This is a genomic window from Thauera sp. WH-1 (assembly GCF_047806685.1).
Lineage (GTDB): Bacteria > Pseudomonadota > Gammaproteobacteria > Burkholderiales > Rhodocyclaceae > Thauera.
Map to the genome: position 1 here is coordinate 66,252 of NZ_JBLQGP010000015.1, position 25,165 is coordinate 91,416.

General features: G+C 68.0%; 24 protein-coding genes. 5 read left to right on the forward strand and 19 right to left on the reverse strand.

Features of this window, described 5'->3' with window-relative positions; all coding sequences use genetic code 11:
- Positions 1-25 precede the first annotated feature (25 nt).
- From ACMV5O_RS14845 to ACMV5O_RS14865, 5 genes are all read right to left on the reverse strand, one after another.
- Complete coding sequence (locus tag ACMV5O_RS14845) at positions 26-676, reverse strand: methyltransferase family protein (protein WP_416164184.1); 651 nt, start codon at positions 674-676, stop codon at positions 26-28.
- Complete coding sequence (locus tag ACMV5O_RS14850) at positions 673-963, reverse strand: DUF2933 domain-containing protein (RefSeq protein ID WP_416164185.1); 291 nt, start codon at positions 961-963, stop codon at positions 673-675. Before ACMV5O_RS14850 ends, ACMV5O_RS14845 begins: the two co-directional genes overlap by 4 nt.
- 35 nt (positions 964-998) lie before the next feature.
- Positions 999-3,272, reverse strand: a complete 2,274-nt coding sequence (locus ACMV5O_RS14855) for a heavy metal translocating P-type ATPase (RefSeq protein WP_416164186.1) — start codon at positions 3,270-3,272, stop codon at positions 999-1,001.
- 195 nt (positions 3,273-3,467) lie between these two features.
- Positions 3,468-3,890 carry a c-type cytochrome gene (locus ACMV5O_RS14860; RefSeq protein ID WP_416164187.1) on the reverse strand — a complete coding sequence of 141 codons (423 nt, stop codon included), beginning with the start codon at positions 3,888-3,890 and terminating at the stop codon, positions 3,468-3,470.
- Between the two features lie 45 nt (positions 3,891-3,935).
- Entirely contained in the window at positions 3,936-4,448 is a 513-nt protein-coding gene (locus ACMV5O_RS14865) for a hypothetical protein (protein WP_416164188.1), read from the reverse strand.
- Between the two features lie 152 nt (positions 4,449-4,600).
- Between ACMV5O_RS14865 and ACMV5O_RS14870 the strand changes: the two genes are divergently transcribed.
- Both ACMV5O_RS14870 and cueR read left to right on the forward strand, forming a co-directional pair.
- Entirely contained in the window at positions 4,601-7,135 is a 2,535-nt protein-coding gene (locus tag ACMV5O_RS14870) for a heavy metal translocating P-type ATPase (RefSeq protein ID WP_416164189.1), read from the forward strand.
- A gap of 14 nt (positions 7,136-7,149) precedes the next feature.
- Positions 7,150-7,548, forward strand: a complete 399-nt coding sequence (cueR, locus tag ACMV5O_RS14875) for a Cu(I)-responsive transcriptional regulator (protein WP_324541306.1) — start codon at positions 7,150-7,152, stop codon at positions 7,546-7,548.
- A gap of 77 nt (positions 7,549-7,625) precedes the next feature.
- On the opposite strand, the gene ACMV5O_RS14880 is transcribed toward cueR, so the two are convergent.
- The 3 genes from ACMV5O_RS14880 to ACMV5O_RS14890 are packed head-to-tail and all read right to left on the reverse strand — an operon-like array spanning position 7,626 to position 10,717.
- Positions 7,626-9,011 carry a sodium:alanine symporter family protein gene (locus ACMV5O_RS14880; RefSeq protein WP_324541229.1) on the reverse strand — a complete coding sequence of 462 codons (1,386 nt, stop codon included), beginning with the start codon at positions 9,009-9,011 and terminating at the stop codon, positions 7,626-7,628.
- A gap of 30 nt (positions 9,012-9,041) precedes the next feature.
- Positions 9,042-9,419, reverse strand: a complete 378-nt coding sequence (locus ACMV5O_RS14885; protein ID WP_416164190.1) for a RidA family protein — start codon at positions 9,417-9,419, stop codon at positions 9,042-9,044.
- 44 nt (positions 9,420-9,463) lie between these two features.
- Positions 9,464-10,717 carry a D-amino acid dehydrogenase gene (locus ACMV5O_RS14890; protein WP_416164191.1) on the reverse strand — a complete coding sequence of 418 codons (1,254 nt, stop codon included), beginning with the start codon at positions 10,715-10,717 and terminating at the stop codon, positions 9,464-9,466.
- 258 nt (positions 10,718-10,975) lie between these two features.
- Here ACMV5O_RS14890 and ACMV5O_RS14895 point away from each other — a divergent pair, with 258 nt between their 5' ends.
- Entirely contained in the window at positions 10,976-12,505 is a 1,530-nt protein-coding gene (locus ACMV5O_RS14895) for a sigma-54-dependent transcriptional regulator (RefSeq protein ID WP_416164192.1), read from the forward strand.
- Between the two features lie 133 nt (positions 12,506-12,638).
- On the opposite strand, the gene ACMV5O_RS14900 is transcribed toward ACMV5O_RS14895, so the two are convergent.
- The 11 genes from ACMV5O_RS14900 to ACMV5O_RS14950 all read right to left on the reverse strand — a co-directional run bounded on the left by ACMV5O_RS14900 (position 12,639) and on the right by ACMV5O_RS14950 (position 21,272).
- A complete protein-coding gene (locus tag ACMV5O_RS14900) occupies positions 12,639-13,766 on the reverse strand; it encodes an aminotransferase class V-fold PLP-dependent enzyme (protein ID WP_416164193.1) in 1,128 nt (375 codons plus the stop codon).
- A 175-nt stretch (positions 13,767-13,941) separates the two neighbouring features.
- Positions 13,942-14,181: a hypothetical protein gene (locus ACMV5O_RS14905; RefSeq protein WP_324541239.1), complete on the reverse strand. Its 240-nt coding sequence runs from the start codon at positions 14,179-14,181 to the stop codon at positions 13,942-13,944.
- A 64-nt stretch (positions 14,182-14,245) separates the two neighbouring features.
- Positions 14,246-14,677, reverse strand: a complete 432-nt coding sequence (locus ACMV5O_RS14910) for a DUF1841 family protein (protein ID WP_416164194.1) — start codon at positions 14,675-14,677, stop codon at positions 14,246-14,248.
- Between the two features lie 34 nt (positions 14,678-14,711).
- Complete coding sequence (nth, locus tag ACMV5O_RS14915) at positions 14,712-15,344, reverse strand: endonuclease III (protein WP_416164228.1); 633 nt, start codon at positions 15,342-15,344, stop codon at positions 14,712-14,714.
- 13 nt (positions 15,345-15,357) lie between these two features.
- Positions 15,358-16,071 carry an electron transport complex subunit E gene (locus tag ACMV5O_RS14920; RefSeq protein ID WP_416164195.1) on the reverse strand — a complete coding sequence of 238 codons (714 nt, stop codon included), beginning with the start codon at positions 16,069-16,071 and terminating at the stop codon, positions 15,358-15,360.
- The gene (gene rsxG / locus ACMV5O_RS14925; protein ID WP_416164196.1) at positions 16,068-16,742 is read right to left on the reverse strand and encodes an electron transport complex subunit RsxG; all 675 of its coding nucleotides are present in this window, start codon (positions 16,740-16,742) and stop codon (positions 16,068-16,070) included. The genes ACMV5O_RS14920 and rsxG overlap by 4 nt, the downstream gene beginning before the upstream one ends.
- The gene (locus tag ACMV5O_RS14930; RefSeq protein WP_416164197.1) at positions 16,739-17,755 is read right to left on the reverse strand and encodes an RnfABCDGE type electron transport complex subunit D; all 1,017 of its coding nucleotides are present in this window, start codon (positions 17,753-17,755) and stop codon (positions 16,739-16,741) included. Before ACMV5O_RS14930 ends, rsxG begins: the two co-directional genes overlap by 4 nt.
- A 7-nt stretch (positions 17,756-17,762) precedes the next feature.
- Positions 17,763-19,475, reverse strand: a complete 1,713-nt coding sequence (gene rsxC, locus ACMV5O_RS14935) for an electron transport complex subunit RsxC (protein WP_416164198.1) — start codon at positions 19,473-19,475, stop codon at positions 17,763-17,765.
- Positions 19,472-20,023 carry an electron transport complex subunit RsxB gene (gene rsxB, locus ACMV5O_RS14940; RefSeq protein ID WP_416164199.1) on the reverse strand — a complete coding sequence of 184 codons (552 nt, stop codon included), beginning with the start codon at positions 20,021-20,023 and terminating at the stop codon, positions 19,472-19,474. The genes rsxC and rsxB overlap by 4 nt, the downstream gene beginning before the upstream one ends.
- 13 nt (positions 20,024-20,036) lie before the next feature.
- Entirely contained in the window at positions 20,037-20,621 is a 585-nt protein-coding gene (gene rsxA, locus ACMV5O_RS14945; protein ID WP_324541252.1) for an electron transport complex subunit RsxA, read from the reverse strand.
- 102 nt (positions 20,622-20,723) lie between these two features.
- Positions 20,724-21,272 carry an NUDIX hydrolase gene (locus tag ACMV5O_RS14950; RefSeq protein WP_324541254.1) on the reverse strand — a complete coding sequence of 183 codons (549 nt, stop codon included), beginning with the start codon at positions 21,270-21,272 and terminating at the stop codon, positions 20,724-20,726.
- 158 nt (positions 21,273-21,430) lie between these two features.
- Between ACMV5O_RS14950 and ACMV5O_RS14955 the strand changes: the two genes are divergently transcribed.
- Both ACMV5O_RS14955 and ACMV5O_RS14960 read left to right on the forward strand, forming a co-directional pair.
- Positions 21,431-23,374 carry a diguanylate cyclase gene (locus ACMV5O_RS14955; RefSeq protein WP_416164200.1) on the forward strand — a complete coding sequence of 648 codons (1,944 nt, stop codon included), beginning with the start codon at positions 21,431-21,433 and terminating at the stop codon, positions 23,372-23,374.
- Positions 23,374-25,125 carry a putative bifunctional diguanylate cyclase/phosphodiesterase gene (locus ACMV5O_RS14960; RefSeq protein WP_416164201.1) on the forward strand — a complete coding sequence of 584 codons (1,752 nt, stop codon included), beginning with the start codon at positions 23,374-23,376 and terminating at the stop codon, positions 25,123-25,125. Before ACMV5O_RS14955 ends, ACMV5O_RS14960 begins: the two co-directional genes overlap by 1 nt.
- Positions 25,126-25,165 lie beyond the last annotated feature (40 nt).

Consider the following 25,165-nt stretch of genomic DNA (forward strand, 5'->3'; position numbering starts at 1 on the left):
CTTGCTCGGCCCGGATGAGGCGTGATCAGTGCGCTCGAGCTGGCCGCGCTGCGCGGCGTGGAATGAAGGCGGGCGTCGAGTCCATGTAGGCGCGGTATGCGTCACCGAACTCGGCCAGCGAGTCTTGCTCCTCGCGCCTGGCAAGCCGTGCATAGACCACCAGCAGGATCGGGAACATCACGACGGTGATCAGCGTCGGCCATTGCAGCAGAAAGCCGAACATGATCGCGATGAAACCGACGTACTGCGGGTGGCGGATCCGGGCATAGGGACCGGTATGCGCGACGCGGTGCTCGCGCTGGGCCTCGTACAGCACCGGCCACGACTTCGCGAGCAGCCAGAAGCCAGCGACGATGAAGGCGGTGCTGAGGAGGTGGAAGGGGCCGAAGTGCGGGTTCGCCTCCCATCCAAACATCATCTCGAGCAGATGGCCTGCATCGTGCGACAGCCAGTCGACGCCCGGGAAGCGTGAGGACAGCCATCCCGAAAGCAGGTAGATCGTCAGCGGAAACCCGTACATCTCGGTGAATAGCGCAACGACAAACGCCGAGTAGGCCCCGAACGAGCGCCAGTCGCGCGTCGTGCGGGGCCGGGCAAAGCTGAACGCGAAGACGATGAAGATCAGCGAGTTCAACACAACGAGCGACCACAGGCCGTAATCGGAAGGGAGTGTCATGGGTGATCTGCCCCGTCACGATGGTCCCGGTGCTGTTCATGGGCGCGGCGGTCGTGCCCGTGCTTGCCATGACCACGATGCATGAAGAGGTGCATGACAAGGCAGGCGGCGAGCAGCAGCCAGGGAAGGATGACATTCAGGTGCAGGCGATGCTCGAACAGCAGCAGCCCGGCGATGAGCGCCAGAAAGGCGGGGATGGCCCACTTGAGTGGTTTCGGCAGGGGTTGCGACGCCGCGTTCGGGTCCGCCGACCTGAGCTTGCGCGGGGCTTCGTTGTGGCAGGGCATGGTGGCCTCCTTCGCTTTCCAGTCGTTACAGGCTGTCAGATGCCGATGCGGGCACGCCGCAGCAACAGCGAGTTGCCGATCACCGACAGCGAACTGGCGGTCATCGCGACGACGCCGATCATCGGGTGCAGCAGTCCGAGCGCGGCGATCGGGATCGCCGCGACGTTGTAGAACCAGGCCCAGAACAGGTTCTGCACAATCTTCGAGAAGGTCGCTTTGGAGAGCCGGATGGCCTCGACGACCTTGGTCAGTTCGCCCTTGACCAGCGTCACGTCGGCGGCTTCGATGGCGACATCTGCCCCGGCACCGATCGCGATGCCCACGTTGGCCTGCTTGAGCGCCGGCGCGTCGTTGATGCCATCGCCGACCATCGCGACATGATCGCCGTACTGTTGCTGAAGCCGCCGGATCGCCTCGACCTTGCCCTCTGGCAATACGCCGGCCATGACCTCATCTACGCCGACCTGGGCGGCGACATGGCGCGCGGTGCGTTCGTTGTCGCCGGTGACCATCACCACATGGATGCCGTGCGCATGGAGCGCGGCGATTGCGGATCTCGAGTCGGCCTTGACGGTATCGGCCACGGCGACGATGCCCGCGGCGCGATCGTCGATTGCGACCAGCATGGCGGTCTTGCCCTCGTTCTCGAGGCGCGTGAGCGCCGCATCGAGTGCGCCGTAGGCGATGCCGGCCTCATCCAGCATGCGGCGGCTGCCGACGCGCACCAGGCGCCCGTCGACCTCGCCTTGCACGCCGCGTGCCGTGACGGCCCTGAACGACTGGACCGCGGGAACGGCGATGCCACGCGCTCGCGCGCTGGCGACGATGGCCTGCCCGAGGGGATGCTCCGAGCCCGCCTCGATCGCCGCGGCAGCACGCAACAGGACGGTCTCGTCGATGCCCGCGGTCGGGACGACGTCGGTCAGGGCCGGCTTGCCTTCGGTGATGGTGCCGGTCTTGTCGAGCACGACGACCTTGATGTCCTTCAGCGTCTGGATCGCCTCGCCGGAGCGGATCAGCACGCCGCGTTCGGCGCCGATGCCGGAGCCGACCATCAACGCCGTCGGCGTGGCCAGGCCCAGCGCACAGGGGCAGGCGATCACCAGCACGGCCACTGCAGACAGGGTGCCGACGATGAGCGGGGTGCGGCTCGCGTCCACCCACGGCAGGAAGCCCGCGCCCCAGTCGAGCACCGGTTGCAGGCTCGCGCCGATCGCCAGCCACATCGCGAAGCTCGCCAGGCTGACGAGGATCACTGCCGGCACGAAGCGGCCGGTGACGCGGTCGGCGAACTCCTGGATCGGCACCTTCGAGCCCTGTGCCTGTTCGACCAGACGGATCACCTGCGACAGGAAGGTGTCAGCGCCAACCCGGGTCGCACGGACCCTGAGCAAGCCCTCCTTGTTGATGGTCGCGCCGATTACCGCCTCGCCCGGCCCCTTCTCGACCGGTACCGACTCGCCGGTCGCGATCGATTCGTCGAGGTGGCTGGTGCCTTCGACGATTTCTCCATCGGTCGGCACCTTCGCGCCGGGGCGCACGACCATCACGTCGCCGACCGCGAGTTCGGCGACCGGCACTTCCACCTCGCGGCCGTCGCGCAGTACCGACGCGGTCTTGGCGCCGAGCGTGACGAGCTTTCTGATCGCCTGCGAGGCGCGCCCCTTGGCGCGCGTCTCCAGGTAACGGCCCAGCAGGTGGAAGGTCATGATGGTCGCGGCCATCTCGATGAAGGAGGTCATCGGGTAGATGAAGCCGATCAGCCCGATCAGATAGGGCGGGATGCTGCCCAGCGAGATCAGGACGTCCATGTTGGCGGTGCGATTCTTCAGCGAGCGCCAGGCCGAACGATGCGTCGCCCACCCGCCGTGGGTGAACACCACCGGAAACGCAAGGACTGCGACGATGAGCAGATAGCCCGGAATCGGCTGCCAGAACATGTGCGGCACCATCAGCAGCATGATCAGGGATGCGGGCACAGCAGCGATCCACAGCCGCCGCGTCGCCAGTGCGAGGTAGCGTTCTTCGGCGTCGCTCGCCTGCTGTCCGCGCGAGGGGCTTTCGGGATCGACGCCAGCGACGCCATCGACCTCATAGCCGGCGCGCTCGATCGCGGCACGAATCGCATCCGGCTGCGTGCGCATCGAGTCGAAGCGCACCGTTACGCGATGGTTGGCGATATTGGTCTCGACGGCTTCGATGCCGTCCACCCTGCCGATGGACGTCGATACCAGGCCTGCGCAGTGATTGCTGCCCATGCCCGGCACGGTGAAGAGCGCCGTTTTCGTCGCGGTGGTGGGGGCGTTCATGGCCTTGTGCCTCCTGTCGATCATGGTTGCAGCATGACCGACTGCGGCTGTCCGCCCGATGGCAGCCCGATTACGGTTTCGTCAGGATGGTCGCTGTGCGGCGATATGCGGATCCGCTGGGCGGAGAGGTTGACACCCGAGCCCAGCCGTCAAGGGGCGTGGGCGCCCTCAACAGCCCGTCAAAAACGGGATCGCTCAGCGAATTCCGACCCGGCGCTGGTGCATGCGGATGTAGGCGGTGATGTGGGCAACGTCATCGGGCGTCAGGCCTTCGACCGGCGGCATGTCGCCGAACTGCCAGTGATGGGCGCGAACGCCCTGCGCCACCGCCATCTGAAAGGCGGCATCGCTGTGATGCGACGGTTCGTAGATCTTGTGCAGCAGCGGGGGGGCGGAGTCGGTGCCATTGAGGCCACCGCCGTGGCAGGACGCGCAGTGCGCCTCGTACAGCGGCTTGCCTACATTTGGGTTGGGCATCAAGCCGGGGCTGGGCTGCGGCGGCGGTTGCCAGCTCTGTGCGGCGATGCCCGTCGTGGTCAGACACAGCAACATGGCGACACCCCAGCGGGCCGCGCTCGATGCGGTCCCCCGGGGCTGCAACTCGAGATTGCGCTTCATCCCTTCTTACTCATGGTGTCCATGCGCTTGGCGGGCCGGGGACGGTCATTGGGCGCGCTTCTCGATCGCGTCCATGCGTTTCTCCATCGCCTCCATGCGCTGGTGCATGGCTTCCGGGCCGCGACCCTGACCACCCATCATGCCGGGCATGCCGCTGCCCATCATGCCGCCTTTCATCATGCCCGGTCCCATGGGCCGGTCGCCGGACATCATCGGACAATCCGCGGGCATCGCCTGCATCATGCCCTCCATGTCGGCCATCTGCTCCTCCATCAAGCGCATGCGCTCGGCTGGATCACGCATCTGCCGCATTTGCTCCATGCGTTCCCGCATCGCCGTGATTCGTGCCGCCGGTGGCGCTGCGGGCGCGGCTTCGGTGGCCGCGACGTCAGCCGGGTGATGGGCCGCGTGATCATCAGACTGCTGCGCAAACGATGGGCCAAAGAGCAGACTGCCGCCAATCAGGGTCGCGAACAGCAGCGGGATGCGAGTGTGAGTCATCGTGCTCATGGCAAACCTCCTTGGGTCAGCGGATTCGTCGTATCGACTTGCATCCACTCTAGGTTGCCCACACCGACACCCCGCTGACGGGGGGATTACATCTTCGTAATCTCACCCAGCGTGATGGCCGCTCACGGGATCTGCTTGACCTTCCCATGTTGGCAAGGTTTAAAGTTGGCTCGTCGATACCCACCGGAGCAGGTCGCATCATGAACATCCCTATAACCCTACCCCCTGAGGGCGCGGTGCGCAGCCTCAACATCGCCGGCATGACCTGCGCGTCCTGCGTGGCGCATGTCGAGCGGGCCTTGCTGAAGGTCGAGGGCGTGCAGGCGGCAAGTGTCAACCTGGCCACGGAGACGGCGACCGTTACCGCGCCGGCCTCGGTGCCGCTGTCGGCGCTGATCGAGGCGGTGGCCAAGGCCGGCTACGAGGTGCGGCGCGAGGCGCTCAAGCTCGACATCGAGGGCATGAGCTGCGCGGCCTGCGTGGGCCGGGTCGAGAAGGTGCTGCAAAGGGTGCCGGGCGTGGTGAGCGCAAACGTGAACCTGGCGGCGCGCAAGGCGCATGTGGAGCTCGCCGGCAGCGTGCCGACGGCGGCGCTGGTCGCCGCGGTGCAAAAGGCCGGCTTTGGCGCGCGCCCGGCCAGCGAGCTGAGCGAAGGCGCGCGCGAGGCCGACGCTGCAGCCGAGGAGGCGGCGCTGCAGCGCGCGGTGTGGGTGGCGGTGGCGCTCACGCTGCCAGTGTTCGTGCTCGAGATGGGTGCGCACCTGATCCCGGGCATGCACGACTGGGTGATGGCCACGATTGGCCACCGCGAGAGCTGGCTGCTGCAGTTCGTGCTCACCAGTGCGGTGATGTTCGGGCCGGGACTGCGCTTTTTCCGCAAGGGCGTGCCGGCGCTGCTGCGCGGCGCGCCGGACATGAATGCGCTGGTGGCGGTGGGCACCTCGGCGGCGTGGGCGTATTCGGTGGTGGCGGTGTTCGCGCCTGGGCTGCTGCCAGAAGGCACGGTCAATGTCTATTTCGAAGCCGCGGCGGTGATCATCACGCTGATCCTGATCGGGCGCCTGCTCGAGGCGCGCGCGCGCGGCCGCACCAGCGAAGCCATCCGCAGTCTGATGCGCATCCAGCCGCGTAGCGCGCGCGTGCGCCGCGGCGGCGAGGTGGTCGAGTTGCCGATCGCCGAGCTGGCGGTGGGCGACGTCGTGGAGGTGCGCCCGGGCGAGAAGGTGGCGGTCGATGGCGAGGTGGTCGAGGGCGCGTCCTTCGTCGATGAGTCGATGATCACCGGCGAGCCGGTGCCGGTGGAGAAGGGCGTGGGCGCGACGGTGGTCGGCGGCACCTTGAACACCCGCGGCGCCTTCGCCTTCCGCGCCACTCGGGTGGGGGCGGACACGGTGCTGGCGCAGATCATCCGCATGGTGGAGGCGGCGCAGGGCGCCAAGCTGCCGATCCAGGCGCTGGTGGACAAGGTGACGATGGTGTTCGTGCCGGTGGTGATGGCGGTGGCGGCGCTGACCTTCCTCGCCTGGCTGGTCTTCGGCGGTGGCGCGCTGCCGGCCGACATGCCGGTGCTCAGCTTCGCGCTGGTGTGCGCGGTGGCGGTGCTGATCGTCGCCTGCCCGTGCGCGATGGGGTTGGCGACGCCGACCTCGATCATGGTTGCCACCGGGCGCGCGGCGCAGATGGGCGTGCTGTTCCGCAAGGGCGACGCGCTGCAGTTGCTGCGCGAAGCCGAGGTGGTGGCGGTGGACAAGACCGGCACGCTCACCGTGGGCAAGCCGCAGCTCACCGACCTGGTGGTGGCCGCGGGCTTCGAGCGCGACGAGGTGCTGGCGCGGGTGGCGGCGGTGGAGCGTGGCTCCGAGCATCCGATCGCCGAGGCCATCGTCGCCGCGGCGCGCGCGGACGGGCTGGCGGTTGCCAGCGCCGCAGGCTTCGAGGCCGAGGCCGGCTATGGCGTGCGCGCGCTGGTGGACGGCCAGCGCGTCGAGGTCGGTGCCGACCGCCTGATGCGCCGCCTGGGGCTGGACGTCGATGTCTTCGCCGACACCGCGGCGCGCCTCGCCGACGAGGGCAAGTCGCCGCTGTACGCCGCCATCGACGGCCGCCTGGCAGCGATCATCGCGGTCGCCGACCCGCTCAAGCCGACCTCGGTGGCGGCCGTCAAGGCGCTCCATGACATGGGGCTGAAGGTGGCGATGATCACCGGCGACAACGCCCGCACTGCGCGCGCGATCGCGCGCCAGGCCGGGATCGACGAGGTCATCGCCGAGGTGCTGCCCGACGGCAAGGTGGCGGCGCTGAAGCGGCTGGCAGGGGGCGAGGACGGCAAGGTGGGCGAGGGTGAAGGGCGCCGCCGCGTCGCCTTCGTCGGCGACGGCATCAACGACGCGCCGGCGCTCGCCGAGGCCGACGTGGGGATCGCGATCGGCACCGGCACCGACGTCGCGATCGAGAGCGCCGACGTGGTGCTGATGTCGGGCGACCTGATGGGCGTGCCGCGCGCGATCGCGCTGTCGCGCGCGACCATGCGCAACATCGGCCAGAACCTGTTCTGGGCCTTCGCCTACAACACGGCGCTGATCCCGCTCGCCGCGGGGGTCTTCTATCCGGCTTTCGGCCTGCTGCTGTCGCCGGTGTTTGCCGCGGCGGCGATGTCGATGTCGAGCGTGTTCGTGCTCGGCAACGCGCTGCGCCTGCGCCGCTTCGGCGCCAACCCGGTGCCGGTGGCGGGCTGAGGGGGCGCACCATGATGAACATCGGCAAGGCCGCCACCGCCTCGGGCGTGTCGGCGAAGATGATCCGCTACTACGAGTCGATCGGCCTGCTGCCGGCGGCGCGGCGCACGGATTCGGGCTACCGCTTCTATTCAGACGAGGACGTGCACATGCTGCGCTTCATCCGTCGCGCGCGCGACCTCGGCTTTACGGTGGCCGACATCGGCGAGCTGCTCGCGCTGTGGCGCGACCAGGGTCGGGCCAGTGCGGAGGTGAAGCGGATTGCGCTCGAGCACGTCGCCGCACTCGAGCGCAAGATCGCCGAACTGCAGGGCATGGCGGGGACGCTGCGCATGCTGGCCGAGCATTGCCATGGCGATGCGCGCCCGGATTGCCCGATCCTCGAGGACCTCGACGCCGGCGGCGGGCGCTAGCAGGCCGTTGCTCACTGGCCACGGCCTGGCCTGCGGCAGAAGGATTCACCCTCGGTACCCGGGGGCGCAGCGCCTGCTCATGATCGCTTCGCGCTCGGGGTCAGCGCGCTGCGATCGCGCTCGTGCTTGGCCCAGTACTCCTGGGTCAGACGGACCACGACGGGCGAGAGCAGCAGCAGCGAGACCAGGTTGGGCAGGGCCATGAAGGCGTTCAGCGTATCGGCGACCAGCCACACGAAGTCGAGCTGGGTCACCGCGCCGACCAGCACGAAGAGCGTCCACACCACGCGGTAGGGAACTTCCACCGCGGTGCCGACCAGGTATGCCCAGCACTTTTCGCCGTAATAGGCCCAGCCGAGGATGGTGGTGAAGGCGAAGGTGGTGATGGCGATGGCCAGGAACTGCCCGCCGAAGCCGGGGAAGGCGGCGTCGAAGCCGGCGGCCGTTAGGGCTGCGCCCTTGAGGCCGCCATTCCAGACACCGGTGACGATCAGCACGAGGGCGGTCATCGTGCACACGATGATGGTGTCGATGAAGGTGCCCATCATGCCCACCAGTCCGGACTCGACCGGGTTCTTGGTCTGGCCGGCGGCCTGGGCGATGCCGGCGGTGCCGAGGCCGGCTTCGTTGGAGAAGATGCCGCGGGCAACGCCGTAGCGGATCGCCATCATCAACGCGGCGCCAGCAAAGCCGCCGGTGGCTGCGACCGGATTGAAGGCACTGTCGATGATCAGGGCGAAGGCGGCGGGAATCTGGTCGGCATAGATGCCGAGCACGATCAGCGAGGCGACGACATAGCCGACACACATGAAGGGAACGAGCTTCTCGGCCACTGCGCCGATGCGCTTGACGCCGCCGAGCAGCACGAAGCCGGTGAAGACGGCCATGACGATGCCGGAAACCCAGGGGTCGATGCCGAACGCACCATCGAGCGCGCCGGCAATGCTGTTCGACTGGACCATGTTGCCGATGCCGAAGCCGGCCAGACCGCCGAAGATGGCAAAGGCGGCGCCGAGCCAGCGCCAGTGCCTGCCGAGGCCGTTCTTGATCGCGTACATCGGGCCGCCGACCTGCTCGCCGCGGTCATCGGTCTCGCGGTAGTGCACCGCAAGCAGCACCTCGGCGTACTTGGTGGCCATGCCGACCAGGGCCGTCATCCACATCCAGAACACGGCGCCCGGGCCGCCGATGGCGATGGCCGTGGCCACACCGGCGATGTTGCCGGTGCCGACCGTTGCCGCCAGGGCCGTCATCAGCGCGGCATACGGGGTGATCTCGCCCGGCGCACCGGGCACCGCCTTGCGGCCCCGCCAGACCATCGCGAAGCCGGCGCAGATCTTGGTCAGCGGCATGCATTTCAGGCGCAGTTGCAGGAACAGGCCGGTGCCGAGAATGGCGACCAGCATGGGCGGTCCCCAGACGATGTCGTTGATCGCCGTGATGAATTGAGTCAGTGTCTCCAAGATCCTCTCCTTGTATGGTTCTGGTTGTTTTTAGGCAGCAATACGGGCGACGACCTCGATCTCGACCAGGACGTCGCGCGGCAGGCGCGCCACCTGCACGGTCGAGCGCGCCGGCTTGTGGCTGCCGAATCGCCGCTCGTACACGGCATTCAGGCGAGCGAAGTCGTTCAGGTCCTGGACGAAGACGGTGGTCTTGACCACCTGCGTCAGCGACCCGCCAGCCGCCGCAAGGACGGCGACCAGGTTGTCGAACACCTGTTCGGTCTGGCTTTCGATGTCGCTGCCAGACAGCTGGCCGGCTGCGGTGAGCGGAATCTGCCCGGATGTGAACAGCCAGCCGTCAGCCACGATGGCCTGGGCATAGGGGCCGATTGCGGCGGGCGCCTCGTTTGTCGAGATGACGTGCATGAAAGAACCTCCTTGCTTGTAGTTGGATACTGCGGTTGTCGAGATCAGGCGTAGCGGGCGACACCAAGGTCGTCCAGACTGATCTCGGGGGTCCTGCCGGAAACCAGGTCGGCGACGACACGCCCGGTTCCGGTGGCCATCGTCCAGCCGAGCGTGCCGTGGCCGGTGCTCAGCGTTAGGTTGCCGTAGCGGGTCTTGCCGATGATCGGCGTGCCGTCCGGCGTCATCGGCCGCAGGCCGGTCCAGAACTCGGCGCGGGAAACATCACCGCCCTGCGGGAAGAGATCGCCGACGACGAACTCCAGGGTCTTGCGCCGCCCGGCGTCGAGGCGCAGATCGAAGCCGGAAAGCTGGGCCGTGCCGCCGACGCGGATGCGGTCGCCGAGACGGGTCACCGCGACCTTGTGCGTCTCGTCCATGATCGTGGACTCCGGCGCCATGGCCGCGTTGGTGATCGGTACCGTGATCGAGAAGCCCTTGACTGGATAGACCGGGATGTCGATACCGAGCGGCTTCAGCAACTGCGTCGAATAACTGCCCAGCGCCAGCACGTAGTGATCGGCGCTCAGGGTGCCGGCATCGGTGCGCACGCCGGTGATGCGCTGGGCATCGCGGTCGATGCCGACGATGGTGGTGCCGAAGCGGAAGCTGACACCCAGTGCCTCGGCCATCTTCGCCAGGTTCTGGGTGAACTTGTAGCAATCGCCGGTCTCGTCACCGGGCAGGCGCAAGGCGCCGATGAACTTGTCCTTGACGAGGGACAGCGCCGGCTCGTATTCGAGGTAACCGGCGCGATCGAGCACCTGGAAGGGAACGCCGAAGCTCTTGAGAATGGCGACATCCTTGCCGATGCCGTCAAGCTGCTTCTGGGTACGGAACAACTGCAGCGTGCCCTGGCTGCGCTCGTCGTAGGTGATGCCGGTCTCGGCGCGCAGTTGCTTGAGGCAGTCGCGGCTGTATTCGGCCACCCGTACCATGCGGCTCTTGTTGATCTTGTAGGCGGACTCGGTGCAGTTGCGCAGCGTGGCCAGCCCCCAGCGCCACATCGCCGGATCGAGCATGGGCTTGATGACCAGCGGGCTGTGGTGCATCAGCATCCACTTGATCGCCTTGAGCGGCACGCCGGGACCGGCCCACGGCGCTGAATAGCCGGGCGAGACCTCGCCGGCATTGGCAAAGCTGGTTTCCATGGCTGGCCCCGGCTGGCGGTCGACCACGGTGACCTTGTGACCGGCCCTGGCCAGGTAGTAGGCGATGGTGGTGCCGATGACTCCGCTGCCGAGAACGAGGACGTGCATGGGAATGCTCCTTCACGAAAAGGGGCTCTGCTGCCCTGGATGAAGACGGTTAAGCGATTTCCGTGCCACCTATTTAAATGCAAGAAAAACAGTGGGTTAGACGAACTCTCGGCACCAAGGCAAGATCGTCTGTAACGATTTCATTACAAAGCATGCCGAAAAATGTCTGAAAGCCTCTGCTTTCCTTTACTTTTCATTTGCTTGCAAGAATCGTATTGGTTTTGATACGGTGTAACGATTACTTTACGGATGACAGGCATGCGCATCGATGTCTTCTTTGCCGACCGCGTCGGCATCGCCCAGGAAGTCCTCGCCGAGCTGGCGCGGCGCAGCCTCAACGTGACTGCCGTCGAAGTCGATCCGCCGCATATCTTCATCGAGGCGCCGGCGCTCGAGCAGGCGGGGCTGGACGCCTTGCGCGCCCAGCTGATGGAGGTCAGCGGCGTGCGCAGCGTCGAGCCGGTCGGCATGCTGCCGGGCGCGCAGCGCCGCCTGTACCTCGACGCGCTGCTCGCCTCACAACCCGATCCGATTTTCGCGGTCGATGAAGCAGGTTGCGTCGTGCTCGCCAACAATGCCGCGATCCTCGCCAGCGGTCTCGATGAGGCCGACCTCATCGGCAGCCCGATGCAGGAGCTGATCGGCAATCCGAAGCTGCTCAGCGAACTGGTGGACGGCGGTTACCACCTGCCGGTGTGCGAGATCGTCATCAATCGCGAGCCTTACATGCTGGAAACCATGCCGCTGCACGAGGCGGGCGGTCGCGTCGCCGGCGCGGTGATGACCCTGCACGCCCCCAGCCGCATGGGCGGACGCATGAGCGCGCTGCAGAACTACGACGCCGGCGGCTTCGAGGCCATTCTGGGCAGTTCGCCGGAGATCGTTCAGCTCAAGCAGCGTGCGGCACGCATGGCGATCGTCGACGCCCCGTTGCTGATCACCGGCGAGACCGGTACCGGCAAGGAGCTCCTCGCCCACGCCTGCCATGCCGGCAGCAGCCGCAGCAGTCAGCCCTTCTTCGCCCTCAATTGCGCTGCCCTGCCGGAAAGCCTGGCTGAAAGCGAACTATTCGGCTACGCCGCCGGGGCCTTCACCGGCGCCCTGCGGGGCGGCAAGCCCGGCCTGCTCGAAATGGCCGATGGCGGCACCGTCTTTCTCGACGAGGTCGGCGAAATGTCGCCCTACCTGCAGGCCAAGCTGCTGCGCTTTCTCAACGACGGCAGCTTTCGGCGCGTCGGCGGTGAGCGCGAGCTGCGCATGAACGTGCGCATCATCAGCGCGACCCACCGTGCGCTCGAAGAGATGGTGAGGAGCGGCCATTTTCGCCAGGATCTGCTGTTTCGCCTGAACGTGCTCAATCTGCACGTGCCGCCCCTGCGTGAGCGCCCGGGCGACATCCTGCCGCTCGCCCAGTTCTTTCTCGCCCGCGCCTGCGCTCAGGCCTCGCGGCCACCGATGCGGCTGTCGCAGGCCGCTTGCGCGGCCATGCTGGCCAACCCCTGGGTCGGCAACATCCGGCAGTTGCAGAACGTGATCTTCCGTGCCGTCACGATGACCGAGGGCAGCATCATCAATGTCGGCGAGCTCGAGCTGGCCCAGGAAGCCACGCCGGCCCTGGCTGGTGAAAGCGGCGACGTTGCCAGCCTCGAGCAGGCCGTCGCCGACTTCGAAAAATCGCTGCTGCAGCGCCTGTACCGTGAATATCCCTCGAGCCGCCGGCTGGCGAAGCGGCTCAGCACCTCACACTCGGCCATCGCCAAGCGCCTGCGCCGCTACGGCATTTCGTGATCCCGCAGTCCGGCTGCGCGGCGAAGGAAAATCGGCGCCGCTGCGCCGCCAACCCGGCGGTTGGTAGCGCAGCGGCGCCGACCTGGCGCCTGAAAGGGGGCTGGCGTAGTGCGTGCCTGCAGGCCTTGGCGGCTCAGGCGAGCTGGTCGAGTGCCTTTTCCAGGGTGGCGACGCTGCGCCCGACATTGTGCAGCTTGTCGAGACCGAAGAGACCGATGCGGAAGCTCTTGTAGTCGGGGCGCTCATCGCACGCCAGCGGCACGCCGGCGGCCACCTGCAGGCCGGCCGCGGCGAACTTGGCGCCGGTCTTGATGCCGTCGTCGGTGGTGTAGCTGACGACCACGCCCGGTGCCTGGAAGCCGGGCGCCGCCACGCTCGGGAAACCGCGCGCCTCGAGCAGGGCACGCACGCGGCGGCCGAGCTCGAGCTGCTCTTCCTTGACCTTGTCGAAGCCATAGGCCTCGGTCTCGCGCATCACGTTGCGCAGGGTGACCAGGCCGTCGGTGGGCATGGTGGCGTGGTAGGCGTGGGCGCCGCCTTCGTAGGTCTCCATGATCTGCAACCACTTCTTGAGGTCGCAGGCGAAGCTGGTGCTGGTGGTGCCCTCGATGCGCTCGCGCGCGGCGGCGCTCAGCATCACCATCGCGCAGCAGGGGGAGGCCGTCCAGCCCTTCTGCGGCGCACTCACCAGCACGTCGACGCCGGTGGCGGACATGTCCACCCAGATGGTGCCCGAGGCGATGCAGTCGAGCACGAACAGGCCGCCGACCTCGTGGGTGGCGTCGGCCACCGCGCGCAGGTAGTCGTCGGGCAGGATCATGCCGGCCGAGGTCTCGACGTGCGGCGCGAACACCACGTCGGGACGCTGGTTGCGGATTGTCGCCACGACCTCTTCGATCGGCGCCGGGGCGAAGGGCGCCTGGGCCTCGTCGGCGAGCTGGCGGGCCTTGAGGACGATCGATTCGCTGGGGATGTGCCCCATCTCGAAGATCTGGGTCCAGCGGTAGCTGAACCAGCCGTTGCGGATCACCAGGGTCTTCCTGCCGGTGGCGAACTGGCGCGCGACTGCTTCCATGCCGAAGGTGCCGCTACCGGGCACGATGGCGACGGACTGGGCGTGATAGACCTTCTTCAGCGTGGTCGACAGCTCGCGCATGACGCCCTGGAAGGCCTGCGACATGTGGTTGAGCGAGCGGTCGGTATAGACCACGGAGTATTCGAGCAGGCCATCGGGATCGACATTGGGCAACAGACCGGACATGGACGCCTCCAGGGATTCGGGAATTGGCCGAGCCTCGCCCTTGCACTGCGATGGCGCATGCGGGGCTCGCAGGAGAAGCGGGGATTGTATCGACTTGGCCGAAGCCCCGCTTTCGCACTGCAGCATCAGCGCGGTGAACCTGCAGGGCGCACGCAGGGGTGCTTGCCGTCGAGCCTCAGTCGGTGGGCGAGGCGACGTCCAGCGCGTCGAGCGTCATCTCGTCGGGGTCGAAGCCCGGCGGCGGCGTGCGCGGCTGCAGGTTGAGTGCCTGCGCGACGAAGACGGTCTGCGAGCGCAAGACATCGGCGTTGAGCGCGTTCTGATGGGCCACGAAAAGCAGGGCCGTCATGAAGAAGACGTGGTTGGCGATCTGCAGCAGATCGGTACGCTCGGCGGTCGGCTTGCGTGTGCTCATGGTCGGCATCCTGTGCTTGCGGAGGGCTGTCTGTAGGTTTGGGACGTGCAGGCGGCGCGATGGTTCATCCGAGGCCGGCCTTGCGCCGCAGGCTGTGCACATAGGCCGCACCGTCGGGCGGCGTGCCCTGGCGCTGGGCTTCGAACAGCATCTCGCCGAGCGACTCGAGTGCATCGTGCAGGGCATCGTGGCGTTCGCCACGGCGCTGACAGGCGGCGTCGAAGGCGGCGCGGATGCCGGGCGGCTGGTCGATCGAGAGCTGCTCCTCGATCGCCAAGTGCAGCGACAGGTGCAGGAAGGGGTTGATCTGGCCGGCTTCGGGCGGAAAGTCGCGGTCGATCGCGTCCGGGTCCTCGACGATCGCGTGGTATTCCGGATGCATCGCAATGATGTCGGCGGCGATCGTCTCCATCGGCGTCAGCACTTCCTTGGCGCGGGCCTTGCGCCAAGTGTCGATGAAGAAGCTGCGTACCTGGTCGCGACTGGGGTTGTACATGGCGGTTCTCGGCTAGGTGGGTTGGTCGCGCGCTTCAGTCGGTCTTGTCGCGGAACAGGCACAGGTCGCGCACGCTGCACTGGCCGCAGCGGGGGCTGCGCGCGGTGCACACGTAGCGGCCGTGCAGGATCAGCCAGTGGTGGGCGTCGAGCAGGTAGTCCTTGGGCACGCGACGCATCAGGGCCTTCTCGACTTCGACCACGTCCTTGCCGGGGGCGAGGCCGCTGCGGTTGGCGAGGCGGAAGATGTGGGTATCCACCGCCATCACCGGCTGGCGGAACACGGTGTTGAGCACCACGTTGGCGGTCTTGCGTCCGACGCCGGGCAGGGCCTCGAGGGCTTCGCGCACGGCCGGCACCTCGCCGCCGTGGCGCTCGAGCAGCAGGCGCGACAGCGCCAGCGTGTTCTTCGCCTTGTTGCGGAACAGGCCGATGGTCTTGATGCAGTCGGCGATGCCTTCCTCACCCAGCGAGACCATGGCTTCGGGGGTGGGCGCAAGCGCGAACAGCTTGCGCGTGGCGATATTGACGCTGCGGTCGGTCGCCTGCGCCGACAGCACGACGGCAACCAGCAACTGGTAGGGGGAGGCGTATTCGAGCTCGGTCTGCGGGTTCGGGTTGGCCTCGTGCAGGCGACGGAAGAACTCGCGGATCGCCTCGCGCTTCATCAGGGCCATGCGCTCAGCCTGCCGCCGCCGGCTCGGCCTCGCCTTCGGTCCTGGGCGCGGGCGCCGCGGGTGGTGGGCTGCGGCGTGCCCTCGCGGCAAGGCGGGCGTTGATCATGTTGAACACCGCGATCAGCACGCCCAGCGCGAAGAAGGCGCCGGGCGGCAGGATGGCGACGAGGAAGCCGGGGTAGTCGTCGCCGAACACCGACCACGCCTGGGCGCCCGGGATGATCATGTCGATGCCCGAGAACAGGGTGCCGGCGCCGAGCAGCTCGCGGATGCCGCCGAGCACGCCCAGCACCCATACCAGGCCGATGCCCATCATGACCCCGTCCACGGTGGACGTGAGCGGGTCGTTCTTGGCCGCATAGGCCTCGACGCGGGCGAGCACGATGCAGTTGGTGACGATGAGCGGGATGAAGATGCCCAGCACCAGGTAGAGGTCGTGGAAATAGGCGTTGAAGCCCAGGTCGACCATCGTCACCAGCGAAGCGATGATGAGGATGAAGACCGGGATGCGGATCTCGTAGGGGATGAAGTTGCGCAGCGCCGACACCGCCAGGTTGGCCACCATCATCACCAGCACGGTGGCGATGCCCAGGCTCACCGCATTGACCAGGGTGGTGCTGACGGCGAGGATGGGGCACAGGCCGAGCAACTGGGCGAGCCCGGGGTTCTGCTTCCACAGGCCGTTCCAGGAAATGTCGCGAAACTGTTGCGGGCTCATGAGTCGTCTCCGAGCAGGCTGCCGGCAGGGGCAGCGAAGAGCGCGTCCATGCGCTCTGCGGCAAAGGCGGTGCTGCGGCCGACGGCGCGGGTGACGGCGCGCGCGCTGATGGTGGCGCCGGCGCGGTAGTCGAAGCTGCCGCCATCCTTGCGCACCGTCCATTCGGCGGTGTTGACCGCGGCCCAGCTGGCGCCGGCGAACTGGGCGATCCAGGGCGAATCCTTGCGGCGGTCCTTCCGCGGGTCGATGTAGTCGCCCAGGCCGGGGGTCTCCTTGTGCTCGGTCACGCGCACGCCGGACAGGCGGCCGTCGCGGCTCACCGCAACCACCAGGCCGATGCGACCGGCGTAGCCGTCGGGGGCCGCACCCTCGATGATCAGCGCCACCGGTTCGCCCGCCTTGCGCGCGCGCCATACGCGCCCGCCGGCCTCCATGCCGATCTCGGGTGCCGGGCCGAAGCGCACGACGTCCTCGAGCAGGGCGTTGTCGTAGCTGCCCGGTGGCAGCACCTCGGCGAGCAGGCGCATCTGCGCGTCCTGCTTCGAGGCCTCGATGGCGGGGCGGGTGACGCGATAGGTCGAGGACATCAACGCGGTGAACAGCAGCGTGAACAGCACCATGATGGCGCCGGTGCGCAGCGAGGTGCGGGTGGCGGTGTAGCGGCCGCTCATTTGCCCGCCTCCCCGGCCTCGTCGCGATGGCCGAAGACCCGCGGCTGTGTCTTCATGTCGAGCAGGGGCACGCACATGTTCATCAGCAGCACCGCGAAGGCGATGCCGTCGGGATAGGCGCCGAAGCTGCGGATGAGCCACACGATGAGGGCGATGCCGGCGGCAAAGACGAGCTTGCCGCGCGGCGTGGTGGCGCCCGACACCGGGTCGGTGACGATGAAGAAGGCCGCGAGCAGGGCGCCACCGCTGGCGATGTGGAACAGCGGCGAGGCGAAGTGGGCGGGTTCGATGAGCCAGAACACCCCGGCAATGGCGGCCAGCGTGCCGAGGAAGCCGACCGGCATGTGCCAGGTGATGATGCGGGTGGCGAGCAGGAAGAGGCCGCCGACCAGGTAGCCGAGCCCGACCCATTCCCATTCGCGCCCCCCCATCAGGCCAAAGGCACTGCCCTGCATCACCGAACCCACGCTGGCGCCGTCGGCGCGCAGCCCGGTGCGCAGCGCGTCGAGCGCGGTGGCACCGGTGATGGCGTCCAGGTCGCGTGCGCCGCCGAGGATGAGATCGAGCTGGGAGGCGAAGTCGAGCTGGCCGGGCGCCGGCCACTGCGACATCAGCGCCGGGAAGGCAACGATCATCGTGCAGTAGGCGACCATCGCCGGGTTGAAGGGGTTCTGCCCCAGCCCGCCGTAGAGGTGCTTGACGGCGACAATGGCCACCAGTACGGCCGATATCGTGAGCCACCACGGCGCGATGCTCGGCAGGCTGAGCGCGACCAGCCAGGCGGTGACGACGGCGGAGAGATCGCCGAGGGCGATGGCGACCGGCCGCCGCCGCAGCCACAGCACGAGCGCCTCGGCGAGCAGCGCGGCGAGGGTGGCGAGCGCGAGGTTGACGAGGATGCCGGTGCCGATCTTCCACGCGTAGGCGGCGATGCCGGGCAGCAGGGCGAGCAATACGAGGCCCATCGTGCGCTGCACGCTGACCGGTTTGCGGACGTAGGGTGAATGGATCATTGAGAGCTCAGGGTCGGGGCTCGTCAGCGGCCGCGGCGGCCGCGGCCGGGCCCGCATCGGCGCGCGGGGCCGCCACACCGTCGGCGCCGGCCAGCGCCTTGCGGCGTGCCTCGATGTCCGCGATCTCGGCCTGCGTCTCGGGGCTGAGGTTGTCGGTGTTCTGCGGCGTGACCTCGGCCTTCTGGGCCTTGGCACGCGCCAGGGCGGCCGCGATCAGGGCCTTCTTGGGGTCTTCGGCAGCCGGCGCGGCATCGGCGGCTGCGGCATCGCTTCCCGCCTCGGCGAGCTTGGCGCGGGTCTCGGCGGCCTTGGCGGCGAGCTTGGCGGCCTTCTCGGCCTTCTCGCGCTCCTGGCGGTAGTTACGGAACTCGAAGCGCTCGCGCGCCTGGTCGGCGGCGGCCTTGTCGCGCTCGCGTGCCCAGATCTCGCTCTTGGAGAAGCGGAAGTAATCGACCAGTGGGATGTGCGAGGGGCACACGTAGGCGCAGCAGCCGCATTCGATGCAGTCGAAGAGGTGGTATTCCTGCGCCTTGCCGAAGTTCTTCGAGCGCCCGAACCAGTACAGCTCGAAGGGCTGCAGTTCGGCCGGGCAGGCCTTGGCGCATTCGGTGCAGCGGATGCAGGGTTGCTCGGGCGGCGGTGGCGGAAAGAGCTTTGGCGAGGCGGCGATGATGCAGTTGCTGCCCTTGACGATGGGGACGTCCAGGCGCGGCAGCGCGAAGCCCATCATCGGGCCGCCCATGATGCGGCGGTCGGTGTCGGGCTTCGGGCGCGCCAGCGGCAGCAGCTCCTCGATCGGGGTGCCGATCAGCACCTCCCAGTTGCCGGCGTCCTCGACGTTGCCGGTGAGGGTGACGATGCGGCTCAGCAGCGGCTCGCCGTGCGCGATGGCGCGATACACCGCGTGCGCGGTGCCGACGTTGAAGCACTGCACGCCGAAGTCGGCGCCGAGCTTGCCGTAGGGGATCTCGATGCCGGTGAGCACGCGGATGAGCTGCTTCTCGCCGCCGGCCGGATACAGCGAGGGGATGGGCACGATGCGCACGCTGTGGCCGGAAGCGGCTGCGGCTTCCTGCATCGCGGCGATCGCCTCGGGCTTGTTGTCCTCGATGCCGACCACCATCTCGCGCGCGCCGATGAGCTCGCGCAGGATCACCGCGCCGGCCAGGATGTCGGCTGCGCGCTCGCGCATGAGGCGGTCGTCGCAAGTGATCCAGGGCTCGCATTCGCCGCCGTTGAGGATCAGGGTCTCGATGCCGGCGCCCTTGCCGAGCTTGACGTGGCTGGGGAAGCTGGCGCCGCCCAGGCCGACGATGCCGCACTCGCGCAGCCAGGCGAGCGAGGCCTCGCGGCTGGCGCCGTGGTAGTCGAAGGGTGCGTGCTCGATCCAGCGCTCCTCGCCGTCGGGCTCGATCACCACGCAACGCGTCTGCAGGCCGGAGGCGTGAGCCATGGTGTAGGGGCCGAAGTCGACCACGGTGCCCGAGGTCGGCGCGTGCACCGCGGTGCCGAGGAGGCCGTCGGGTTCGCCGATGCGCTGCCCCTTGAGCACCTTCTGGCCGACCTCGACGATGCAGCCGGCCGTGGCGCGCGTGCTCTGGCGCAGCGGCACGATCAGCCGCGAGGGCAGGGGCGCGCGGCGGATCGGGGCGTTGGCCGACTCGTCCTTGTGGGCCGCGGGCTTGATACCGCCATGGAACTTGAACAGGCGCCCGATCATGCCGCCTTCCTGATTTCGACCACCGGGTATTTCCATTTCCAGGTCTGTACGGTCTCGGCCACCGGCACCATGGCGATGCAATCGACCGGACAGGGGGCGACACAGAGCTCGCAGCCGGTGCACAGGGGCTCGACCACGGTGTGCATCTGCTTGGCGGCACCGACGATGGCATCGACCGGGCAGGCCTGGATGCACAGCGTGCAGCCGATGCAGGTCTGCTCGTCGATGACGGCGACCGACTTGGGCTTCTCGACGCCGTGCTCTTCGGACAGCGGCTTGAACTCGCGGCCGAGCAGGTCGGCCAGCTTGCGCACGCCTTCATCGCCGCCCGGTGGGCACTGGTTGATGTCGGCCTCGCCGTTGGCGATGGCCTGGGCATACGGTTTGCAGCCGGGAAAACCGCACTGGCCGCACTGGGTCTGCGGCAGGATGGCGTCGATCTTCTCGACCAGTGGGTCGCCTTCGACGCGAAAGCGGATCGCGGCGTAGCCGAGCGCGGCACCGAGCACGATGGCGATGGCGGCCATGACGAGGAGGGCAGTGAGCATGCGCGTGCGATCCTCAGTGGAAGCGGTCGAGGCCGGCAAATCCCATGAAGGCCAGGCTCATGAAGCCGGCGGTGATCATGGCGATGGCCGTACCCTTGAAGGGCAGCGGCACGTCGGCGCCGTCCAGGCGCTCGCGGATGCCGGCGAACAGCACCAGCGCCAGCGTGAAGCCGACCGAGGAGCCGAAACCGAACAGCAGCGACTCGAGCAGGTTGTGGCGCATGCCGACGTTGAGTAGCGGCACCCCGAGCACCGCGCAGTTGGTGGTGATGAGCGGCAGGTAGATGCCCAGCACCTGGTGCAGCAAGGGGCTGGTCTTCTGGATGACGAGCTCGGTGAGTTGGACGATCGCGGCAATGACGACGATGAAGGACAGCGTGCGCAGGTAGCCCAGCTCGAAGGGCTGCAGCAGGTAGTGGTCGATCAGGTAGCTGGTGCCCGCGCCCAGCGTCAGCACGAAGGTGGTGGCCGCACCCATGCCGATCGCCGTCTCGAGCTTCTTGGACACGCCCATGAAGGGGCACAGCCCGAGAATGCGGACGAGGACGACGTTGTTCACCAGAACGGCGCTGATGACGACGAATATGTAGCTGGTCATGATCCGCAGGCGGGAAGGAATCCCGAGATTATCCTCTGCACGGCAGGGGGGCTCAACCCTGATGCCTGCATAGTCTTGAAGAGTGTTGCGGCATTGCAGCAATCAGCGCCAATCCGGCGGCGGCGGGCCGAGGCTGGCGGTGTGCACCTGCCAGTGGCCGGTGCGACGGTCGGCGAAGAAATGACGCAGGCTCATGGAGATCGAGCGGAACGCGATCTGCTCCCAGGGGATGTCCTCCTCGCGGAACAGCGCGACTTCGAGCGACTCCTCGCCCGGGCGAAAATCCAGGTCGAGCAGGCGGGCTCGATAGACGATGTGCACCTGGCTGATGTGCGGCACGTCGATCAGCGTGTACAACTCGCCGACCTCGATGCGCGCGCAGGCTTCTTCCAGGGTCTCGCGTGCGGCCGCCTGGGCGGTCGTTTCCTCGTTTTCCATGAATCCGGCGGGCAGGGTCCACATGCCGTAGCGTGGCTCGATGGCACGCCGGCACAGCAGCACGCGATCCTCCCACACCGGCAGGGCGCCGACGACGACCTTCGGGTTCTGGTAATGGATCGTGCCGCAGTGTTCGCAAACATGGCGCGGCAGAGTGTCGCCCGGCGGGATGCGGAAGGCGACGGCGCCGCCGCAGGTGGAACAGAATTTCATGGCGGGTAACGTGAGGTTTTCCGAGATTCTAGCCTGCTTTCGCTTGCCCTCCTGTGCGCCAGCGTTAAAGAATCCCGCCTCGCCGCCGTTATCAAGACGATACCTCGTCGTGTGCGCGCAGGGCCGACAGGGAGTCAACAGACCACATTGGGGAGTGCATGGCACAGCCGATCGACATGAAGCGCTTTGCGCAGCTCAAGACCGCGGGGGATCTGCCGTCGCCGCGCGGCGTTGCGATCGCGATCATTCGCCTGACGCAGTCGCCCGACGTGTCGATGGCCGAACTCGGCCGCGTGATCAAGGGCGACCCGGCCTTCGTTGGCCGCCTGATCAAGGCGGCCAACGGACTGGTGGCGGAGAACCGGCGCGCCGTGGTGTCGGTGCAGGAGGCGCTGATGGTCATGGGCCTGCCCGCGGTGCGTACGATGGCGCTGGGCTTTTCCCTGCTGTCGCACTACCGCAAGGGCGGTTGCACGGGCTTCGACTACCCGCGTTTCTGGTCGTCGTCCTTGCTCATGGCGCTGGCAATGCAGGCACTGATGCAGCGCGTGCGTGTCGCCGCGCCCGACGAGGCCTTCAGCCTGGGGCTGCTGGCGCGGGTGGGCGAGCTCGCGCTCGCCACCCTCTATCCCGATGCGTTCTCGCGTCTGCTCGCCGACATCACGCGTGACCCCGCCCTTCAGCAGGTGGCGCTCGAGGATCAGGCCTTCGCCATGAACCACCGCGAGCTCGGCGCTGCCATGCTGCTCGACTGGGGCCTGCCCGAGGCGCTGGTGCAGCCGGTGCGCTTTCACGAGAGCCCCGAACTGGCGGGCTACGCCGAGGGTTCGCGCGAGTCCGGGTTGATGCAGTGCCTGGTGCTGTCGCGCGCGATCGCGCAGTTGTGCCTTGCGCCGGTCGCCGAGCAGGAACGCCTGATGCCCGTGATGCTGCGCCTGTCGAGCCGGCTCGGCCTCGGCCGTGGCGAGTTCATCAACCTGTGCGAGCGCGTCGGTCGCGATTGGGGCGAATGGGGCAAGCTGCTGCAGATTCGCACCGAGGCCGTGCCCCGCTTCGGCGAACTCGGCGGCGATGCCGCGCTGGCCGATGCCACCGGGGCGGACGAGACGGGCGCCGGCGAGCCGGGTGCCGCCGTGATGCCGGCCCTGGTGGTGGTACGCGACGCCGCCGCGCGTGCGGTCTTGAGCGCCGAGTTGAAGGCGGCAGGGCTGACGCTGTTTGAAGCTGCCTCGGCGCAAGCGGCGCTCGAGCTCGCCATCGACGTGCAGCCGCAGATGGTGCTCGTGGACTGGGTCTCGCCTTCGGGCAGCGAGGGCGAGAAGCTGGTGCGGGGCTTGCGCGATCTGCGCCTCGGGCGCTGCATGCACATCCTGGCCATCCTGCCGCGGGAGGACGATGCGCTGCTGCTGGCGGCGGCCGCGGCCGGTGCCGACGACTTCGCCGTGCTGCCCCTGCGCGGTGCGGCGCTCGGCGTGCGCCTGCGGTCCTGTCTGCGCATGCTGGCCCTGCAGCACGAGCTCGAGCATGAGCGCGAGGAGCTGCGCAACTTCGCCGCCGAGCTCGCGATCTCGAATCGCCGCCTGCAGGAGGCCGCCCTGACCGACCCGCTCACCGGTCTGCCCAACCGTCGCCATGCCCTCGAGTCCATGCAGATGGAGTGGGCCGCGGCGGCGCGGCACGGTCGCCCGCTGGCGGCCATGGTCATCGACCTCGATGGGTTCAAGGCGATCAACGACACCTATGGCCACGATGTCGGCGACATCGCCCTGCGTCAGTCGGCCGAATTGCTGCGCGAGGCGGTGCGGGCGCAGGACGTGATCTGCCGCACCGGCGGCGACGAGTTCCTCGTCATCTGCCCCGATACCGATCTGCGTGCGGCGCTGACCGTCGCCGAGCGCCTGCGTGTGGCGGCCGAGTCACGGCTGATCGACACCGGTGGGCCGCAGCTGGAGATGACGGTGAGCATCGGCATTGCCGAGCGCGAGGCGGAGATGGCCAATGTCGATGCGCTGATCAAGGTGGCCGACCAGGGCGCTTACGTGGCCAAGCAGCGGGGCCGCAATCGCGTCGTTGCGCTCCAGGCCGGCAGGGCGGCCACGTGATGCGATTCGCGCCGGGTGATGCGCTGGCACTGCCCGAGCGTGGCTCGACGCCGCGCGTGCTGATCGTCGACGACTGTGAGGACGATGCGCTGCTGGTCGAGGCCGAACTGGGCCGCCGTGGCATGCGATTGTCGTGGATGCGGGTCGACAATGCGATCGACATGGCGGCCGCGCTCGCGACGACGGCGTGGGACCTCGTCCTGTGCGATCACGTCCTGCAGGGCTTCGACTGCCGGCGCGCGCTGGCGGTCTTGCAACGCAGCGGCAGAGATCTGCCCTTCATCTTGCACTCGGGCCGCATGACGCCCGGCGAGGGTGTCGGGGCGATGTACGAAGGGGCGCGGGATTTCGTCTTCAAGGGCGACCATGCGCGCCTGCTCGCGGTCATCGAGCGCGAACTGCTCGCCCAGGCCGACCGTGCCGCCGTGCGCCGGGCGGAGGATCGAATTCGCGCGTTGAGCCTGTTCGACGGACTCAGCCAGTTGTCCAATCAGGCCCATTTCTGTGCCCGGGTCGCCGACTGGCTCGAATGCCGCGAGCGCAGCGGCCGCACGACCGGCGCGATCCTGATCGTGTTCGACCTCGATCGCTTCATGCGGGTCAACGTCGGCTTCGGCTATCAGGTCGGCACCGAGGTCCTGCGCGAGCTCGGCCGGCGGCTGGTGGAGGTCGTGCCGCCGAGCGCGATGCTGGCACGGCTGTGCGGCGACCGCTTCGGCGTGTTCGTGCCGGGCGTGGTCGACGAGGGCCAGGCCGAGCTGCTGGCGCGCTGCCTGCTGCGCGTCCCCGAGCGACCCTTCGCCAGCGTGCCCGGTGGCCTGACGCTGAATGCGAGCGTCGGCGTCGCGCTGCTCGACGCCGGCCACGTCCCTGCCGTCGATGCGCTGATGCAGGCCGAAGTCGCGTTGGCCGAGGCCAAGCGCGCGGGTGGCAACTGCGTGCGCATTCATCGTGAAGCCCAGAGCCGGGCGTCGGCCTTCGCGCTGGCGCTCGAGCGGGATCTGCGCTCGGCGCTTGCCCACAACGAACTGCGCCTGCACTACCAGCCCATCGTCGGTGCCGCGAGCTGTCACGCCCGTGGCGCCGAGGCCCTGCTGCGCTGGCAGCACCCTGTGCACGGCTTGCTCGGTCCCGACCGCTTCATTGCGCTGGCGGACGAGACCGGCCTCATCGCGGACATCGGCGCATGGGTGCTGGCCGAGGCCTGCATGCAGGGCAAGCGCTGGCACCGTGCGGGGCTGGCGGATTTCGAGATGTCGGTGAATGTGTCCGCGGTGCAGTTTGCGCAACCTGGCCTTTACGCTCAGGTGGAGGCGGCGCTGGCGCGAAGTGGCTTCCCGGCCTCGTGTCTCGTGCTCGAGATCACCGAGAGCTCGCTGATGAGCGATTGCGCGCACGCGGCGCGCTGCCTGCGTGCCTTGAAGGCCCTGGGCCTGCGCATCGCGATCGACGACTTTGGCACCGGCTATTCCTCGCTCGCCTACCTGCGCCGGCTGCCGATCGATGTGATCAAGATCGATCGCGCCCTGGTGAGCGACGTCGATCGCGACGCCGACGCCAGCGCGATCGTGCGCGCAGCCCTCGCGATGGCGCACAGTCTGCGCCTGCGGGTAGTGGCCGAGGGGGTGGAGACGGCCGCGCAGGAGATGCTGCTACAGGCCTCGCACTGCGACGCGCTGCAGGGATTCCGCTATGGCCGACCGCTGGTCGCCGAGGCGTTCCGCTTCGGCTCGCTGACGCCCGACCGGTGACTGTTGTTTCCGGCTTCGGTCGGGTGCTGTTGCTGCAAGG